General features: G+C 70.2%; 19 protein-coding genes. 10 read left to right on the top strand and 9 right to left on the bottom strand.

All coding sequences use genetic code 11. The features are described from left to right. From ACYVO6_RS47185 to ACYVO6_RS47160, 6 genes are read left to right on the top strand one after another with little or no spacing between them, the layout of a single operon-like run. Complete coding sequence (locus tag ACYVO6_RS47185; protein WP_461072814.1) at positions 1 to 654, top strand: DNA primase; 654 nt, start codon at positions 1 to 3, stop codon at positions 652 to 654. Continuing rightward, complete coding sequence (locus tag ACYVO6_RS47180) at positions 651 to 1,796, top strand: SRPBCC family protein (protein ID WP_461072812.1); 1,146 nt, start codon at positions 651 to 653, stop codon at positions 1,794 to 1,796. Before ACYVO6_RS47185 ends, ACYVO6_RS47180 begins: the two co-directional genes overlap by 4 nt. Beyond that, entirely contained in the window at positions 1,793 to 2,182 is a 390-nt protein-coding gene (locus tag ACYVO6_RS47175) for a gas vesicle protein (RefSeq protein ID WP_461072810.1), read from the top strand. Before ACYVO6_RS47180 ends, ACYVO6_RS47175 begins: the two co-directional genes overlap by 4 nt. Next, positions 2,179 to 2,997 carry a GvpL/GvpF family gas vesicle protein gene (locus ACYVO6_RS47170; RefSeq protein WP_461072808.1) on the top strand — a complete coding sequence of 273 codons (819 nt, stop codon included), beginning with the start codon at positions 2,179 to 2,181 and terminating at the stop codon, positions 2,995 to 2,997. Before ACYVO6_RS47175 ends, ACYVO6_RS47170 begins: the two co-directional genes overlap by 4 nt. After that, positions 2,994 to 3,182, top strand: a complete 189-nt coding sequence (locus ACYVO6_RS47165) for a gas vesicle protein (protein WP_461072806.1) — start codon at positions 2,994 to 2,996, stop codon at positions 3,180 to 3,182. The genes ACYVO6_RS47170 and ACYVO6_RS47165 overlap by 4 nt, the downstream gene beginning before the upstream one ends. Next, a complete protein-coding gene (locus ACYVO6_RS47160; protein ID WP_461072804.1) occupies positions 3,179 to 3,463 on the top strand; it encodes a gas vesicle protein K in 285 nt (94 codons plus the stop codon). Before ACYVO6_RS47165 ends, ACYVO6_RS47160 begins: the two co-directional genes overlap by 4 nt. On the opposite strand, the gene ACYVO6_RS47155 is transcribed toward ACYVO6_RS47160, so the two are convergent. From ACYVO6_RS47155 to ACYVO6_RS47145, 3 genes are all read right to left on the bottom strand, one after another. Beyond that, complete coding sequence (locus ACYVO6_RS47155) at positions 3,464 to 3,634, bottom strand: hydrophobic protein (protein ID WP_165343173.1); 171 nt, start codon at positions 3,632 to 3,634, stop codon at positions 3,464 to 3,466. It lies immediately after the preceding gene. Positions 3,635 to 3,715: 81 nt separating this feature from the next. Then, entirely contained in the window at positions 3,716 to 4,531 is an 816-nt protein-coding gene (locus tag ACYVO6_RS47150) for a class I SAM-dependent methyltransferase (protein WP_461072802.1), read from the bottom strand. 108 nt (positions 4,532 to 4,639) lie between these two features. After that, positions 4,640 to 6,130 (bottom strand): phosphatase PAP2 family protein, encoded by a 1,491-nt coding sequence (locus ACYVO6_RS47145; RefSeq protein WP_461072800.1) that lies wholly within the window; start codon positions 6,128 to 6,130, stop codon positions 4,640 to 4,642. Between the two features lie 79 nt (positions 6,131 to 6,209). Between ACYVO6_RS47145 and ACYVO6_RS47140 the strand changes: the two genes are divergently transcribed. Next, complete coding sequence (locus ACYVO6_RS47140; protein ID WP_461072798.1) at positions 6,210 to 7,829, top strand: ABC-F family ATP-binding cassette domain-containing protein; 1,620 nt, start codon at positions 6,210 to 6,212, stop codon at positions 7,827 to 7,829. Between the two features lie 24 nt (positions 7,830 to 7,853). Here ACYVO6_RS47140 and ACYVO6_RS47135 read toward each other — a convergent pair whose 3' ends face one another. Further along, positions 7,854 to 8,996 carry a baeRF2 domain-containing protein gene (locus ACYVO6_RS47135; protein ID WP_461072796.1) on the bottom strand — a complete coding sequence of 381 codons (1,143 nt, stop codon included), beginning with the start codon at positions 8,994 to 8,996 and terminating at the stop codon, positions 7,854 to 7,856. Positions 8,997 to 9,086: 90 nt separating this feature from the next. Between ACYVO6_RS47135 and ACYVO6_RS47130 the strand changes: the two genes are divergently transcribed. Continuing rightward, a complete protein-coding gene (locus ACYVO6_RS47130; RefSeq protein WP_461072794.1) occupies positions 9,087 to 9,326 on the top strand; it encodes a DUF6158 family protein in 240 nt (79 codons plus the stop codon). Positions 9,327 to 9,377: 51 nt separating this feature from the next. Here ACYVO6_RS47130 and ACYVO6_RS47125 read toward each other — a convergent pair whose 3' ends face one another. The 3 genes from ACYVO6_RS47125 to ACYVO6_RS47115 form a co-directional block, all read right to left on the bottom strand. After that, positions 9,378 to 9,917, bottom strand: a complete 540-nt coding sequence (locus ACYVO6_RS47125) for a type 1 glutamine amidotransferase domain-containing protein (protein ID WP_461072792.1) — start codon at positions 9,915 to 9,917, stop codon at positions 9,378 to 9,380. Between the two features lie 100 nt (positions 9,918 to 10,017). Further along, on the bottom strand, positions 10,018 to 10,458 hold the full coding sequence (locus ACYVO6_RS47120; RefSeq protein WP_461072790.1) for a CBS domain-containing protein: 441 nt from the start codon (positions 10,456 to 10,458) through the stop codon (positions 10,018 to 10,020). Between the two features lie 132 nt (positions 10,459 to 10,590). Beyond that, on the bottom strand, positions 10,591 to 10,989 hold the full coding sequence (locus ACYVO6_RS47115) for a DUF2795 domain-containing protein (protein WP_189323243.1): 399 nt from the start codon (positions 10,987 to 10,989) through the stop codon (positions 10,591 to 10,593). Positions 10,990 to 11,125: 136 nt separating this feature from the next. Between ACYVO6_RS47115 and ACYVO6_RS47110 the strand changes: the two genes are divergently transcribed. Further along, complete coding sequence (locus ACYVO6_RS47110) at positions 11,126 to 11,257, top strand: hypothetical protein (protein WP_461072788.1); 132 nt, start codon at positions 11,126 to 11,128, stop codon at positions 11,255 to 11,257. A 129-nt stretch (positions 11,258 to 11,386) separates the two neighbouring features. On the opposite strand, the gene ACYVO6_RS47105 is transcribed toward ACYVO6_RS47110, so the two are convergent. After that, the gene (locus tag ACYVO6_RS47105; RefSeq protein ID WP_461072786.1) at positions 11,387 to 13,180 is read right to left on the bottom strand and encodes a thiamine pyrophosphate-requiring protein; all 1,794 of its coding nucleotides are present in this window, start codon (positions 13,178 to 13,180) and stop codon (positions 11,387 to 11,389) included. Between the two features lie 230 nt (positions 13,181 to 13,410). Between ACYVO6_RS47105 and ACYVO6_RS47100 the strand changes: the two genes are divergently transcribed. Continuing rightward, positions 13,411 to 14,205, top strand: a complete 795-nt coding sequence (locus ACYVO6_RS47100) for an RNA polymerase sigma factor SigF (protein WP_461072784.1) — start codon at positions 13,411 to 13,413, stop codon at positions 14,203 to 14,205. Between the two features lie 224 nt (positions 14,206 to 14,429). Here ACYVO6_RS47100 and ACYVO6_RS47095 read toward each other — a convergent pair whose 3' ends face one another. Then, entirely contained in the window at positions 14,430 to 15,569 is a 1,140-nt protein-coding gene (locus ACYVO6_RS47095; protein ID WP_461072782.1) for a GAF domain-containing protein, read from the bottom strand. Positions 15,570 to 15,657: the final 88 nt, after the last annotated feature.

Here is a 15,657-nt window from a genome sequence, read left to right as displayed (position 1 = left end):
ATGAACCGAGTGGGACTGGGCCTCGCGGTAGGGGCCGGATACGTCCTCGGACGTACGAAGAAGATGAAGATGGCGTTCGCCGTCGGCACCCTGGTGGCCGGCAAGCGGATGCATCTGAGCCCGCGGGCGCTCGCGGATCTGGTGAATCAGCAGCTGCAGAACAACCCGCAGGTCAAGGAGATCGGCGACCAGCTGCGCGAGGACCTGAGTGGAGTCGGCAAGGCAGCGTCCGGTGCGCTGGTCGAGCGGCGGATCGACGCACTGGCGGACCGGCTGCACGGCCGGACCGAGCAGGTCCGCGGGCAGCTCGCGGATGTGACACCGGACGTGCCGGGTCTCCGGGACGAAGAGGAGCCCGAGGACGAACGCGAGGAGTTCGAAGAAGAGGAATCCGAAGAACCGGACGAGGCTGCTGAGGCTGAGGGTGAGTCCGAAGAGCCGGAGGCGGAGGAGCGCGAGGAGGCCGAGGCCGAGGAGCCGCAGCAGGGCGCCGCCAAGAGGGCGGCGAAGAAGGCACCGGGCAAGAAGTCCGCTTCGAAGGGGCCGGCGAAGAAGGCCCCCGCCAAGGAGACGGCGGCGAAGTCCGCCAAGAAAGCGCCCGCGAAGAAGACGGCCGCACGCGGCCGAGCTGCCGAGGGGAGGCAGGGACGATGACGGACACCCTCGGGACGGCGACGGGCCGGGCCAAGAACGGCCTCGGCACGGCGACGGGCCGGGCCAAGAACGGCCTCGGCACGGCGACGGAACAGGCGAAGGAGACGAAGGGCGGCGGCCTCGGCGGTCTGGGAGGCGTCGCGCAGAGCGAAGCCGCCGACCGGCTCAAGGCGGAGCTCCAGGAATACCTCGCGGCCCAGGCCCAGCACCTGCTGATCGGCTTCGGCCGCAAACTCGGCGAGACGACCGGCAAGCTCAACGACATCGCCGAGGGCAACAGCCCCGGCTTCGCGCGCCTCGCCCTGAACGGCGCCCGCAAACTCGCCGAGGGCAAGGGGCCGCTGAGGTCCGCCCTGGAGCTCGGCGCGGGCCGGGCCAAGGACAAAGTGCTCGGCGCCTTCAAGGGCATGGCCGGCGGCAAACGCAAGGGCCGCGCCGGCAAGAAGCCCACGGTCATCATGGAGTTCATTGACGTCGGCGTGCCACTGCGCACGGCGTACGACCAGTGGACCCAGTACCAGGACTTCAGCACCTTCGCAAAGGGCGTCAAGGGTGCGAACCGCGTCGACGACACCACCTCCGACTGGCAGCTCAAGGTCTTCTGGTCCAACCGCAGTTGGAAGGCCAACACCACGGAACAGGTGGCGGACGACCGGATCTCCTGGACGTCGGAGGGCAGCAAGGGCACGACGAAGGGCGTCGTCTCCTTCCACTCCCTCGCCGAAAACCTCACTCGCATCCTGCTGGTCATCGAGTACTACCCCCAGGGGCTCTTCGAGAAGACCGGCAACATCTGGCGCGCCCAGGGCCGCAGGGCCCGCCTCGACCTCAAGAACTTCGCCCGCTTCATCGCGATCAAGGGTGAGGCAGAGGACAGCTGGCGCGGGGAGATCCGCGACGGCGAGGTGGTCCGCAGCCACGAGGACGCGCTCGCCGAGGAGAGCGAGGAAACAGAGGAGGAAGAGGGCGCCTACGAGGAGGAGGGCCCGAACGGCGAAGAGGAAGAGGAAGCGGAAGAGGAGCCTGAGGACGAATACGAGGACGAAGAGGTGCTTGAGGGCGAGGAGGAACAAGAGGAACCTGAGGGCGAGTACGAGGAGGAAGACGAGTACGAGACCGCCCAGGGCGGGAGCCGCCGATGACCACTCCCGGCCGGCTCCCCGAACCGTACGGGCGCGACACCAGCGCTAATCTCGCCGACATCCTTGAGCGCGTGCTCGACAAGGGCATCGTGATCGCGGGCGATATCCGGATCAATCTGCTCGACATCGAACTGCTTACGATCAAGCTGCGGCTCATTGTCGCCTCCGTCGACAAGGCGAAGGAGATGGGGATCGACTGGTGGGAGGACGACCCGGCGCTGTCCACGCGTGCGCGCCGCGACGAACTGGCCCGTGAGAACGCCGAGTTGCGTGCTCACGTCGCTGAACTGGAGCGCGGGGAAGTCGTCGGGCGCCGGGAAGTCGGGCGCGGGCGCACCCGTACGGAGGAGCGCGGGCGCACCCGTACGGAGGAGGAGGCCCCATGAGCGGTCTGCGTTATGTCTATGCCGTCTGCCGCCCCTTCGGCTCCACCCTTCCCTCCCAGCTGACGGGCATCGCGGGCGTGCCGCCCAAGCAGCTGACCCATCACGGACTGGTCGCCATCGTCAGTGCCGTACCGGAGGAGGACTTCTCCGAGGAGCCGCTGAAGGCCCACCTGGAGGACCTGGACTGGCTCAGCGCGACCGCGCGGGCCCACCAGAGCGTGATCGACGCGCTCACCGTGGTCACCTCGCCGCTGCCGCTGCGGCTCGCCACCGTCTTCCGGGACGACAGCGGCGTACGCACGATGATGGAGGCGCAGGAGGAGACCTTCCGCCGGACACTCGACCGGATCGAGGGGCGGGTGGAATGGGGCGTCAAGGTCTACGCGGAATTCTCGGAGTCCCCGGAGTCCTCGGATTCCCCGGGGTCCTCTGGATCCACAGAAGTTTCCGAGGATACTGGCGCGAAAAGCGTGAAAGGCGGCTCGGGGCGCGACTATCTGCGACAGCGGCGACAGCAGCGCAGAGCTCACGAAGAGAAATGGGAGCGGGTCGAGGAATTCGCGCACCGGCTGCACGACACCCTTTCTCGGTTCGCGGAGGACGCCCGCATCCACGCGCCGCAGAACCCGGCGCTGTCCCGCGCCTCAGGCCGCAATGTGCTCAACGCCGCCTATCTCGTACCGCGTGCGGAATCCGAGGAATTCGTGGAACTGGTGGACCGTACGAAAGGCGAGGAGCCGGGCCTTCGGGTGGAACTCACCGGCCCCTGGGCCGCGTACTCCTTCAGCGGCCCGGCGGGACAGGAGGACGTATGACCGTCGTCGAACGCCGGGAGATCGCCCTCGTCGACCTGCTCGACCGGCTGCTCGCGGGCGGGGTCGTCATCACGGGTGACCTGACTCTGCGGATCGCGGACGTCGATCTCGTACGCATCGACCTGAACGCACTCATCAGCTCGGTGAACGAACAGGTCCCCTCGCCCTGGCAGGAGCTGACGTGACAAACCGGAGGAACCGTCTGGACCTCGAGCCGGACACCGTGGAACGGGATCTGGTCAAGCTTGTGCTGACCGTCGTCGAGCTGCTGCGGCAGCTGATGGAGCGGCAGGCGATCCGGCGTTTCGACACCGGGGAGCTGACGGAGGACCAGGAGGAGCGGATCGGGCTGACGCTGATGCTCCTCGAGGACCGGATGGCCGAACTCCGCGATCGCTACGGACTGCGGCCCGAGGACCTCAATCTGGACCTCGGGCCGCTCGGACCACTGCTCCCGAAGGAATAGCTACCAGCGATACCAACGGGACCTGGTGCCGGTCGTGGTGGTGCTGCGCATCAGGAATCCGAGCAGCCACACGACAAGAACCGCCAGGGCAATCCACCAGAGCAGTTTCACCGCGAATCCGGCACCGAAGAGGATCAGCGCCAGCAGCAGTACCAGCAGGATGGGAACCATATCTGCAACCTCCTCCTGGTGTCCGGGTTTCCCGAACTGGAGGAATCAGACCGGCTCAGACCGGATTTTCATGCTGGCTTTTCAGACAGGCTTTCGGCAGAGAATTTCTCCGTGCAGGCAGGAGAACCACGAGTCCTCCTGCCGCCCCCATTCCCGCCACGCCGCAGACACTGCTCGCAGTTGATCCTCCGTCGCATGGCCGCCCTCCGTGGCGCGCTCCGCGTACGCCGAGGCGAGGGTGCGGTCCGCCCACAGGCCGCTCCACCAGGCGCGCTCCTCGGCGGTGGCGAAGCACCAGGTGCTGGAGGAGGCGGTGATGTCGGTGAAACCGGCTTGCAGCGCCCAGGACTTGAGGCGCCGACCGGCGTCCGGCTCACCGCCGTTGGCGCGGGCCACCCGTAGATACAGGTCCAGCCAGTCGTCCATGCCGGGCGACTGTGGATACCAGACCATCCCCGAGTAGTCCCCGTCGCGCGCGGCGACGATGCCGCCGGGCTTGGTGACCCGGTACATCTCGCGCAACGCACGCACCGGATCTCCCACGTGTTGCAGCACCTGATGTGCGTGGACGACGTCGAAGGTGTCTTCCGGGTGGTCCAGCGCGTGGACGTCCGCGACCGCGAACTCGACGTTCGGCACGCCCCGTTCGGCGGCCGTGGCCCGGGCCTGGTCCAGGATGCCCGGCTCCTGGTCGACGCCGGTGACCCGGCCCTGAGGGACCAGCTTCGCCAGGTCGGCGGTGATGGTGCCGGGGCCGCAGCCGATGTCCAGGATCGTCATGTGGGGTTTGAGTGAACCGAGGAGGTACGCCGCCGAGTTGGCGGCCGTGCGCCAGGTGTGCGAGCGCAGCACGGACTCGTGGTGCCCGTGGGTGTAGACGGCGGTCTCCTTCGACATGACGTCCCCTTCCGTGGCGGTACCCGTGAGGTCACCGTACGCCGCTATGCCGAATAATGAGACCTGCATCTTGCGATACGGACAAGAGATGGAGAGCTGACCGGGCGATCAACGGTGGCCGAGCGGCCGGTACACGGTCAGCGCCTCCGGCAGCTTCTCCAGTGTCAACTCGCCCTCAACCTCGGTCACTTCACCGTCGTACGCCAGGAGCGTGCCGGGTGCGACGCCGTCCACGCGGAGGGCGCCGACCCGTACCGCCGCATGGACAGGGGAGCGGGTCAGCGGTCCCGCGACGGCCGCGGCGAGCAGCCGGACGGCGGGTTTGCGGCCCCCGTGCACGACCCGTACGTCCAGCCGGCCGTCCGCGAGGTCGTAGCGGCGGCCGGGGACCAGGCCCATGCGGTGGTACATGCCGTTGCCGGCGAACAGCAGCCACAACGGCCTTTCCCTGCCGCCGATCTCGGTCCGCAGCGGATGCCGGTCGGCCCGCAGCACGCGCAGCGCCGCGAGCACCCCGGCGGGCCAGCCGCCGATCCGCCGCGACCAGCGGTCCCGTTCCCGCACCAGCTCGGGATAGACGCCCAGGCTGCAGGTGTTGAGGAAGCAGCCGTCGACGTCGCCGGCCTTGAAGTAGCCCACATCCACGCGTACGGCGTCGCCGTGCTGGAGGGCCTGGCACAGATCGCGTACGTCCTCCACGCCCAGGTCGTACGCGAAGTGGTTGAGCGTTCCGCCGGGCAGCACCGCGAGCGGCAGGCCATGGCGCACGGCCACCTCGGCCGCCGCGTTCACGGAGCCGTCGCCGCCGCCGACGCCCAGCACCACGGCCCGCTCCGCCGCCTTCTCCAACTCCTCCCGCAGCTCGGCCGCTTCGCACTCCACGACCTCGGCACGCGGCAGTACGTCGCGCAGCAGACGTACGCGCTCCGGGGTGCCCGCGCCTTTGTTGGCGACGAGCACCAGGCCCTGGCCCTCGGGGAGCGCGGGCGCGTCCACGCGCGGGCGGCCCGGGGGCGGCAGCTGGTCGCGGGTCGGCACGAGGCCGCGTACGGCGTAGGCGGCGCCCGCGCCGAGTGCCGCGCCCGCGAGGACGTCGCTCGGAAAGTGGACGCCCGTGTAGACCCGGGAGAGGGCCACCGCGGCGGCGGCCGGAGCGACGGCCGCGCCCAGCGGCCGGGACTCCAGGGCGACGCCCGTCGCGAAGGCCGCCGCCGACGCCGAGTGCCCCGAGGGGAACGAGGTGGTGATGGGCTGCCGCTCCAGCTGACGGATCAGCGGTACCGCGTGCAGCAGCGGGCGCGGACGGCGCACCGTGCGCTTGCCGAGCGTGTTGATGGTCGCCGAGGCCAGGGCCAGCGAGGCGACACCCCGGGCGGCGGCACGACGGGCCTTCCGCGAGCGCGTCGCGGCGAGGGCGGTCGCCGTGGCGAACCACAGCACCCCGTGGTTGGCGCTGCGGCTGAGCCTCGGCAGCACGCGGTCGGCGCCCGGCCAGTGCCGGGCCGCCACGGCGTCGAAGAGCCGACAGTCCAGGGCCAGTAGGCGGTCGCGCAGGCCATGGCCGGGTTCCGGGACGGTGAGGTCTACATCTGCGGTCATGAGCTGCGGGTACCCCGCAGGCGCCCGACCGCGCATAACCGTTTGCCGCCCGCTCCCGCCGCCCGGACAATGCCCAACCATGGGACATCTGGAAGCGGCACACCTCGAGTACTACCTGCCCGACGGGAGGGCGCTCCTCGGCGATGTGTCCTTCCGGGTGGGCGAAGGAGCCGTGGTCGCACTGGTCGGGCCCAACGGCGCTGGGAAGACAACCCTGTTGCGGCTGATCTCGGGGGAGCTGAAGCCGCACGGCGGCACCGTCACGGTCAGCGGCGGGCTCGGCGTGATGCGGCAGTTCGTGGGGTCCGTACGCGACGAGACCACCGTGCGCGACCTGCTCGTGTCTGTCGCGCCGCCCCGGATCCGCGAGGTGGCAAAGGCCGTCGACGCCGCCGAGCACGCCATCATGACCGTCGATGACGAGGCCGCCCAGCTCCAGTACGCGCAGGCGCTCGCCGACTGGGCGGAGGTCCAGGGCTACGAGGCCGAGACGCTGTGGGACATCTGCACGATGGCCGCGCTCGGCGTGCCGTACGACAAGGCGCAGTTCCGCGAGGTGCGCACGCTCTCCGGCGGTGAGCAGAAGCGGCTCGTCCTTGAGGCGCTGCTGCGCGGCAGCGACGAGGTGCTGCTGCTCGACGAGCCGGACAACTACCTCGACGTGCCCGGCAAGCGCTGGCTGGAGGAGCGGCTGAAGGAGACGCGCAAGACCGTCCTGTTCGTGTCCCACGACCGGGAACTGCTGGCCCGCGCCGCCGAGAAGATCGTGAGCGTGGAGCCCGGCCCCGCGGGCGCCGACGCCTGGGTGCACGGTGGCGGCTTCGCCACGTACCACGAGGCGCGGCGTGAACGCTTCGCGCGCTTCGAGGAGTTGCGCAGGCGCTGGGACGAGAAGCACGCCCAGCTGAAGAAGCTGGTGCTGAATCTGCGTCAGGCGGCCTCGATCAGCCATGAGCTGGCCTCGCGCTACCAGGCCGCGCAGACCAGGCTGCGCAAGTTCGAGGAGGCGGGTCCGCCGCCGGAGCCGCCGCGCGAGCAGGACATCACGATGCGCCTGCACGGCGGCCGTACCGGCGTCAGGGCCATCACCTGCGAGGGACTTGAGCTCACCGGGCTGATGCAGCCCTTCGACCTTGAGGTCTTCTACGGCGAGCGGGTCGCCGTGCTGGGCTCCAACGGCTCCGGGAAGTCGCACTTCCTGCGGCTGCTCGCGGGCGGCGAGGTGGCGCACACGGGGGCGTGGAAGCTCGGCGCGCGCGTCGTGCCCGGCCACTTCGCGCAGACCCATGCCCACCCCGAGCTGGAGGGGCGCACGTTGCTCGACATCCTGTGGACCGAGCACGCCCAGGACCGCGGCGCCGCGATGTCCCGGCTGCGGCGCTACGAGCTGACCGCCCAGGCCGAGCAGCGCTTCGACCGGCTCTCCGGCGGCCAGCAGGCCCGCTTCCAGATCCTTCTGCTGGAGCTGGAGGGGTCCACGGCCCTGCTCCTCGACGAGCCCACCGACAACCTCGACCTGGAGTCGGCCGAGGCTCTGCAGGAAGGGCTGGAGGCATACCAGGGCACGGTCCTGGCCGTCACGCACGACCGCTGGTTCGCCCGCTCCTTCGACCGGTACCTGGTGTTCGGCAGCGACGGGAAGGTGCGCGAGACGACGGAGCCGGTGTGGGACGAGCGGCGGGTGGAGCGCGCCCGGTAGCCGACAGGGCCGTACCTGCCGTTGCTACGACCTTGTCTGCGGGGGCTCGGTCCAGCGGAGCAGCGCGCCCAGGCCGCCCACCGGAGCCGTCTGGGGCCCGGCCTCGGGCACGGCGGGCGTCAGCGACAGCGCCGGGGCGCCCGACGCGATCACGGATCGCAGCAGCGCGTCGTCCGCCCGTGCCGACCAGGGGCGCGGCTCGCCCAGCGTCTTCGTGTCGGTGCGCCGCACCGCCAGCTGGTCGGGGGCCTCGCCGACCCACACCTCACGGTGCGTGTCGGGCCCCTCCGGGATGATCAGCAACTCGTCGATCCGGTGCTCCCGGGCCGCCTCGATCACCGCCGGTACGCCCTCGACGGCGCCGACGTTCCCGTCCGCGTCCGGCGCCCGGGCCGCCATGAACCGTTCCAGGTCCTCGGCCGCCCTGCGCCGCACATGCTCCGCGCGGATCCGCTCCACGTCCTCGTCAAGCAGCCTGCTGCCGGGTCCGTGCGGTGCCTCCATCGTGCGGTCCTGCAGCCGCTGCGGCAGCCGCTCGTGCACGGCCCTCCGCTCGCGGTCGTCGCCGACGAGGATCAGCAGGTCGGCGCGGGTCTCCTCCTGGCACACGGCGAGCGCGTCGGCGATCTCCGCGGCGTTGTGCTCCCAGGTGTTCTCCACCCTGAGCTGGAAGTGCCGCTCCGACCAGTCGACCGTGCTCGTACGGTGCAGGGGCCACTGCCGCCCGGTCACCGAGCCCGCCTCCCGGCTGCCCAGCGCGGAGCGCAGCTCGAAGTCGGCGCCCCGCCGGTCGACGTACGCCACCACACAGACCGGGTCCTCACCGAGCAGATCGAGCAGCGGCGCGGTGTGCGGGAGCGCCGACCAGGTGACGGACAGCCCGCCCGGCGGGGGCGCGGTCAGCGCAGGGTCTAGGACGACCTGGCCACCGGTGGCGAACAGGGCCCGGCCATGCGGTTCCGTGGAGTGCCGCAGCTCCTCGAGGGCGGATCGCACGGCCCGGCAGGTGGGCTCGTCCGCGCCCTGGTCCGCGAGCTGCCTGGATGCCGCCTGTGCCGTCAGTGACCGTTCGTGAGGGGTGCTCTCCGTGTGCTGGGAGGTGCCGACGTACACGGAGGCCCAGGGTCCCGGGAATTCGTACAGTGGACGCAGAAAGGCGAGATCCATGGCTTCCTCCCGGATGCCGCTCGGTCGGGATATTGCTTGCCGGGCGGGTACCCGGACGCTCCGAAGGAACACGACGATCGGGGTACCACCATGAGCGGAGTCGACCCGGGGCTTCTGGACGACCAGCAGCTGATGAAAGAGCTGGAGACGATCCACCGCACACGCCACGACACGCTGCTGCACGGCTCGAACGACGCGCTGCGCATCCACAACGAGCGGATGGCGCAGCTGGAGGGCGAGTATCTGCGCCGGAACCCGCGCCGCCCGGTGGCCCCGGGCCGGACACGGGAAGGCGCGCGGGAACGGGAACGGCAGCCGGGCGGGGCGTGAGCAGCGCCCCGCACTCGGCTTCCCGGTTCGGCAGGTCGTCAGGTCAGCAGCTCAGCGGCGCTTGGCGAACTCCTCCAGGAACGCCTCGCAGAACACCTTCAGGTCGTCCGGCTTGCGGCTGGTGACGAGCGTCGACGGCGCGGCCTCACAGACCTGGACCTGCTCGTCGACCCAGGTGCCGCCCGCGTTGCGGATGTCCGTACGCAGACTCGGCCACGAGGTCAGGGTGCGACCGCGGACCACGTCCGCCTCGACGAGCGTCCACGGGGCGTGGCAGATCGCGGCGACCGGACGGCCCTGCTCGAAGAAGTCCCGTACGAACGACACGGCCTGCCCGTCCATGCGCAGCGCGTCCGGGTTGGCCACGCCGCCCGGCAGCACCAGGCCGTCGAAGGAACCCGCGGACGTCTCGGACACGACCTCCTGCACGGGGAACACATCGGCCTTGTCGAGATGGTGGAACGCCTGGATCTGACCGGGCTTCGTGGACACCAGGACGGGTTCGTCACCCGAGTCGATCACGGCCTGCCAGGGGTCGGTGAGTTCGATCTGCTCGACGCCCTGCGGCGCCATCAGAAACGCGATACGCATCAGTTCTCCACGTCCTCTCTCGACACGTTCTTACGACACGTCCTCTCTCGGCGGCTCCGCCCTTCCCTTCGCGGCACGGGCCGCCGTTCCTCCCATGTGGTCACCGGATGATGCTGCCCGGCGAGTCCTCCGGCGCGGCGCGGCTGATCTCCGCCAGAGCCGAGCCGGGGTCCTGGGAGACCGCGAGGTCGCCCAGGCTGACCATGCCGACCGGGTGGCCGTCCTCGACGACCGGCAGGCGGCGTATGGCGTGCTCGCGCATCAGCTCCACCGCGGCCGAGACCGCGTCCTCCGGGCCGATCACCACAGGGTTGGGCGTGCACACGGCCTGGGCGCTCACCGTCAGCGGGTCGACGCCGTCCGCGACCGCGCGCAGCGCGATGTCACGGTCCGTCAGAACCCCGAGGACGCTGCGCTCCCCGGACACCAGGACATCGCCGATGTCGTGGGCGCGCATGAGTTGCGCCGCTTCGACGAGCGAGGCGTCCGGACGGACCGCGACGACGCCTGGCGTCATGACTTCCCTCACGAACTCAGCCATGCTGTGGCCCTTTCCTGCATTCCCGGTACCGGGGTGGGGCACTGGTACGACGACGGCGGGACGTCGCCCGCAGTACCCCTACGCGGGCGTCCCATGCCTCCGCTGTGGGTTCCTCGGGTTTCTCGGGGATGATCACCTCTCACCACGCTCGCCGCTCGCGGCCCGTACGACCGCTTCGGCCAGTTCCTGAGCGGTGTGGTAGACCGCCTTCCTCGGCAGCCGCTCCAGCGGTTCGACGAGCCCGTCGGGCGCGTGCCGGTCCCGCAGGAGGCGGATCAGTTCACGGGGGCCGGCGGGGAAGGCCGTACGGCCCAGCAGCCGCGCCAGTTCGTTACGCACCGCCTCCTCGGAGCCCCGGCCGACACCCGGCCTGACCGGTCCGCCCGCGACCCACGGGTCGTCGTCGGCGGTCGGCTCCGGGTCGTGCCACTCCTCGGTCCTGGTCGGGTGGCCCGACCGGAGCAGGCCCTGCAGTTCATGCTTCATCTCGTCGTCCTTGTGGACGTTGAGCCGGTCGCTGCCTCGCTGCATGTCTCCCTCCAGACACTCCGGGGTGGACCCTCGTGTACCCGCGCCCCCGGCATCGACACGAAGGGTTTGTCCGTGCGTGGTCTGGAGACCCGATTTGCGCCCCCCAGTCGTAATTCCCCCGGGGAAGGACAAGGCCATGGCGGTATTCGCTGTGATCATGCCGGTCCTGATGCTCGGCGTCGTCCTGGCGCTCGGCCGCTACGAGGAGTGGCTCCTCCCGCCGGCCCGGCACCCCGACGAGACCGAAACGCCCGCGCTGCGCCACTGATCGCCGAGCGGGGATCCGGGACCGGGGCGAGCGGTATTGGCCCCCGGCGCCGGGGGGAACGCCGAGGGCCTGCTCGTGGAGCCGTACGCCAGGGGTGCGGCCGTCCCGTCACAGGAGTGCGGCCGACAGTCAGTGGCGGTCGTGCCCCGGCAGGAACTCCTGGATCTTGGCCTTGAAGCCCTGGCGGACCATGGACGTGCGGTCGAAGTCGCCCTTCAGGATGGCGGCGGCGGTGGCCTCCATCTGCTCCCAGGTGGCGTGCGGCGGGACCGGCGGTACGGCGGGGTCGGTCAGGAACTCGATCACCGCGGGACCGTCCGCCTCCAGGCCCGCGCGCCAGCCCGACTCGACGTCCTCCGGCTTCTCCACGCGGATACCGGTCAGCCCGAGGGAGCGTGCGAAGGCGGCGTACTGCACGTCCGGGATCTCCTGTGAGGGCAGGAAGGACGGGGCGCCCTCCATCGCGCGCATCTCCCAGGTCACCTGGTTGAGGTCGTGGTTGTTCCAGACGCCCACGACGAGCCGCGGATCCACCCAGCGGTCGCGGTACTTCGCGGCCGTGATCAGCTCCGCGAGCCCGTTCATCTGCATCGCCCCGTCCCCGACGAGCGCGATCGCGGGCCGGTCCGGATGCGCGAACTTCGCACCGATCGCGTACGGCACCCCGCACCCCATCGTGGCGAGGGTTCCCGACAGCGAGGAGCGCATCCCGGGCCGGTGCGTCAGATGCCGCGCGTACCAGTTCGCGGGCGAGCCCGAGTCGGACGTGACGATCGCGTTGCCGGGCAGCAGCGGATCCAGCGTCCGGGCCACGTACTCCGGGTTGATCGGATCGGCGGACATCTGGGCCCGGCGCTCCATCACCTCGCGCCAGCGCGTCACGTTCGCGCACACCGTGTCGTACCACTCGCGCCCGCGGTCCGCGTCCAGCAGCGGGATCAGCCGCTCCAGGGTGGCCTTGGCGTCCCCGACGAGATTCACCTCGTACGGAAAGCGCATGCCGACCATGTGCGGATCGATGTCGATCTGCACGCCCCGCGCTTTCCCGAACTCCGGCATGTACTGCGTGTACGGGAAGGAGGAGCCGATGGTCAGCAGGGTGTCGCAGTCGCGCATCAGCTCGTAACTGGGTCGGGTGCCGAGGAGGCCGATCGCGCCCGTGACGTAGGGGAGTTCGTCGCTCAGCACATCTTTGCCGAGCAGTGCCTTGGCGACGCCCGCGCCGAGCAGCTCGGCGATCCGCTCCACCTCGGGCTGGGCCCCGGCGGCGCCCTGGCCGATCAGAATGGCCGCCTTGTCACCGGAGTTGAGGACTTCGGCCGCCCGCTCCAGTGACTCCTGTGACGGAATCGCGGTCCACGCGCTGCGGTCCAGGCTGGAGGGGACCATCTTGAACTCGTGGGTGGGGGCGGAGTAGTCGAGGTCCTGGACGTCTCCGGGGATGATCACGGTGGTGGGGGCGCGGCGCGCGTAGGCGGTGCGGATCGCCCGGTCCAGGACGTTCGGCAGCTGCTCGGGCACCGTCACCGTCTCGACGAAGTCGGAGGCGACGTCCTTGAACAGCGTGTGCAGGTCGACCTCCTGCTGATACGAGCCGCCCATCGCGGTGCGGTGCGTCTGGCCGACGATCGCGAGCACCGGCACATGGTCGAGCTTGGCGTCGTACAGGCCGTTGAGCAGATGGATCGCGCCGGGTCCCGAGGTCGCCGTGCAGACCCCGAGCCGGCCCCCGAACTTCGCGTAGCCGACCGCTTCGAACGCGGACATCTCCTCGTGCCGCGACTGGATGAACCGGGGGTGGTCCTCGGCCCGGCCCCAGGCGGCGAGGAGACCGTTGATGCCATCGCCTGGATAACCGAACACATGTTCAACACCCCATTCGCGCAGGCGCTGCAGGACGTGGTCGGCGACCTTGGTGCTCATGCGGAACCTCCCGGGGTGACGGCTGTACCGCCCGAGTCACCCGGGTACGTCCGGGAAAACCTGCGGGTGTTTGGCGCCCGTACAGAGGGGCAGGCGAATGTCAGTGCTTCGGACAGGAGGCACGTCCGTGGGAGCGGCGAGAACCCGCCACGGGTGTGCCTGTCGGCTCTGGCGCGCTCCCACGGTGACTGTCCAACCCAAGGCACCACTCAAGGGAGTTGCGACGCACCATGCAGACTCACGCGAGCGTGAAGCACCATCCGCACGACGACGCCCCCGACACCACGGAGGCGTTCCGCACCCTCGCCGAGCTCCCTCCGGGACACCAGCGCGACACACTCCGTGCGGAGATCGTCGAGGCCTGGCTCCCCATGGCCGAGCGGCTCGCGGGACGATTCCGCAGCCGTGGCGAGAGCTTCGAGGACCTGCGCCAGGTCGCGGCGCTCGGCCTCGTCAAGGCCGTCGACCGGTACGACCCCGAGCGCGGCAACGCCTTCGAGAGCTACGCCGTGCCGACCGTCACCGGTGAGATCAAGCGGCACTTCCGCGACCACATGTGGACCTTGCACGTGCCCCGTCGGGTCCAGGACCTGCGCAACCGCGTCCGCTTCGCCAGTCAGGACCTGTCCCAGACGATCTCCGGCCGACAGCCCACCGTCAAGGAGATCGCCGAGCACGCGCAGATGAGCGAGGAGGACGTACGCGTCGGACTTGAGGCGCTGGAGAGTTTCACCGCCCTCTCGCTCGACGCCGAACTTCCGGGCAGCGAGGACGGATACTCCCTGAGCGACGCGCTCGGCACCTCCGACCCGTCCCTGGACGTCGTCGTCGACCGCGAGGCGGTCAAGCCCCGGCTCCAGGCCCTGCCCGAACGCGAACGGGCCATCCTCTACATGCGGTTCTTCGGCGACATGACCCAGAGCCGTATCGCCGAACAGCTCGGCATCTCCCAGATGCACGTGTCCCGGCTGATCAGCCGCTGCTGCGGCAGGCTGCGGGACCAGGTGATGCAGGATGCGGCGTAGCTCCGCTGGAAGTGCGGTTCGAATGCTGCGGGCCGTCTGTGGCTGGTCGCTCCCCCACTCTCGGCTTCTCCCCCAGTGCCTTAAGGGCCTGGGGGGACCCCCAGAGCGGGGGGACCCCCAGAGCGGGGGGACCCCCATCGCGGCGGAGCCGCATATGTCACAGCCCCGCGCCCCTAACGGGGCGCGGTACCGCACCCGACTTTGGCAAGTCCGCCCAGCGGGTCCTAGCGTCGGTCCAAGTTCTCCAGGGCCAGGGCTATGTGACGGGACATCATGTCCAGTATCTGTGCCTCGGCCATCGAAAACGCCAGCCGGGCCCCGCAGCGGAACAACGTGAGGACGCCCTGCACGGTGCCGTTCACGGTCAGCGGGACGCACAGCAGAGATGTGACGTTCGCGCTGACCAGGACGGGGGCGCCCGAGGCGTCCCGGCCGAAGGCGTCCGGGTCCTCCGGGCGTACCTGAAGTGCCGTGGACCCGCCGCGTGCCGCCTCGACGACGAGCGGGCACGCGGCGGGATCCTGCGCCTGGAGATCTGCAACGTCTACGAGCCGCGCGCCGGGCCGGTCCGTCGGTCCGAGGACGGTCATACGGCACAGCCGCGCGGCCCCCTCGTCGACCACCACCCAGTCCGCGAACCGCCCGTGCAGCACTCGGGCCGCCTGCTCCAGCACGGCGGCCCGGGTCTTCGCGGGCTCGGCCAGTAACGCCGTGGTCATGGCGTCCACCAGGTCCAGCTGCGCCGCGTGCCGCGTCGTCTCGGCGAGGTCCGGCAGCGGACCGGGGGAGCCCTCGGCAGACGGCGCACGCGCCCCCGCGGGCTGGAGCACCATGAGTACGGAGGTGCGCGGCTCACCGCTCGTCCTGAGCGCGGTGAGCGTCGCGCGCACGGAAACGGAAGGGCGTTGCTGAAGGTGAACGGTGAGACTGCGGTCGCCCTCGCCCCGCGCCACCGCCGCGACCTGGGAACGGAACGCGGCCCGGTCCGCGTGCGCGAGGAAACCGGTCAGCGGCCGGCCCGTCGCATAGCCCGACCGTATCCCGGTGAACTGGGTAGCCGCGTGGTTGAGTCTGCGGACCACCGTCTCGCGGTCCATCAGTGCGACGGGCAGGGGAAGGCGCTGGAAGATCGCCCGCAACAGTTGCTGCTCCTGGCGGTCGGTGGAGGGACCATTGGGTGGGCCGGCCGAGGCCAGCCGCTCGTACCACGGCCACAACTGGTCGGCCACATGGTCCAGTTCGAAGAGTGCCGCGTCGAGCACTGTCTGAAGGTCGCCGCTCGGTACGGACCGCGCCGCCTTCAACTCCGCGACACGGCGCACGAAATCCTCGAGCTCTTCGCCGAACTCATCCGTCTGCGCCATGCACAAGAACGTAACCCGTCTCCGGACACTGCGGGACGGCCGGAGTGGAACCTCTCATTTTCGTTTTCCCCGAGAGTGCGTGGGCACG

This window comes from Streptomyces pseudoechinosporeus (assembly GCF_054783935.1).
Note: the sequence above shows the minus strand (reverse complement) of the source record. Positions and strands in the feature narration are given on the sequence as shown.

Coding starts and splice junctions, on each gene's coding strand:
- ACYVO6_RS47125 (WP_461072792.1), bottom strand. CDS start 9,917: ATGCGTATCGCGTTTCTGATGGCGCCGCAGGGCGTCGAGCAGATCGAA.
- ACYVO6_RS47150 (WP_461072802.1), bottom strand. CDS start 4,531: ATGTCGAAGGAGACCGCCGTCTACACCCACGGGCACCACGAGTCCGTG.
- ACYVO6_RS47165 (WP_461072806.1), top strand. CDS start 2,994: ATGACCGTCGTCGAACGCCGGGAGATCGCCCTCGTCGACCTGCTCGAC.
- ACYVO6_RS47100 (WP_461072784.1), top strand. CDS start 13,411: ATGCAGACTCACGCGAGCGTGAAGCACCATCCGCACGACGACGCCCCC.
- ACYVO6_RS47140 (WP_461072798.1), top strand. CDS start 6,210: ATGGGACATCTGGAAGCGGCACACCTCGAGTACTACCTGCCCGACGGG.
- ACYVO6_RS47105 (WP_461072786.1), bottom strand. CDS start 13,180: ATGAGCACCAAGGTCGCCGACCACGTCCTGCAGCGCCTGCGCGAATGG.
- ACYVO6_RS47180 (WP_461072812.1), top strand. CDS start 651: ATGACGGACACCCTCGGGACGGCGACGGGCCGGGCCAAGAACGGCCTC.
- ACYVO6_RS47170 (WP_461072808.1), top strand. CDS start 2,179: ATGAGCGGTCTGCGTTATGTCTATGCCGTCTGCCGCCCCTTCGGCTCC.
- ACYVO6_RS47145 (WP_461072800.1), bottom strand. CDS start 6,130: ATGACCGCAGATGTAGACCTCACCGTCCCGGAACCCGGCCATGGCCTG.
- ACYVO6_RS47130 (WP_461072794.1), top strand. CDS start 9,087: ATGAGCGGAGTCGACCCGGGGCTTCTGGACGACCAGCAGCTGATGAAA.
- ACYVO6_RS47120 (WP_461072790.1), bottom strand. CDS start 10,458: ATGGCTGAGTTCGTGAGGGAAGTCATGACGCCAGGCGTCGTCGCGGTC.
- ACYVO6_RS47135 (WP_461072796.1), bottom strand. CDS start 8,996: ATGGATCTCGCCTTTCTGCGTCCACTGTACGAATTCCCGGGACCCTGG.
- ACYVO6_RS47155 (WP_165343173.1), bottom strand. CDS start 3,634: ATGGTTCCCATCCTGCTGGTACTGCTGCTGGCGCTGATCCTCTTCGGT.
- ACYVO6_RS47115 (WP_189323243.1), bottom strand. CDS start 10,989: ATGCAGCGAGGCAGCGACCGGCTCAACGTCCACAAGGACGACGAGATG.
- ACYVO6_RS47185 (WP_461072814.1), top strand. CDS start 1: ATGAACCGAGTGGGACTGGGCCTCGCGGTAGGGGCCGGATACGTCCTC.
- ACYVO6_RS47095 (WP_461072782.1), bottom strand. CDS start 15,569: ATGGCGCAGACGGATGAGTTCGGCGAAGAGCTCGAGGATTTCGTGCGC.
- ACYVO6_RS47175 (WP_461072810.1), top strand. CDS start 1,793: ATGACCACTCCCGGCCGGCTCCCCGAACCGTACGGGCGCGACACCAGC.
- ACYVO6_RS47110 (WP_461072788.1), top strand. CDS start 11,126: ATGGCGGTATTCGCTGTGATCATGCCGGTCCTGATGCTCGGCGTCGTC.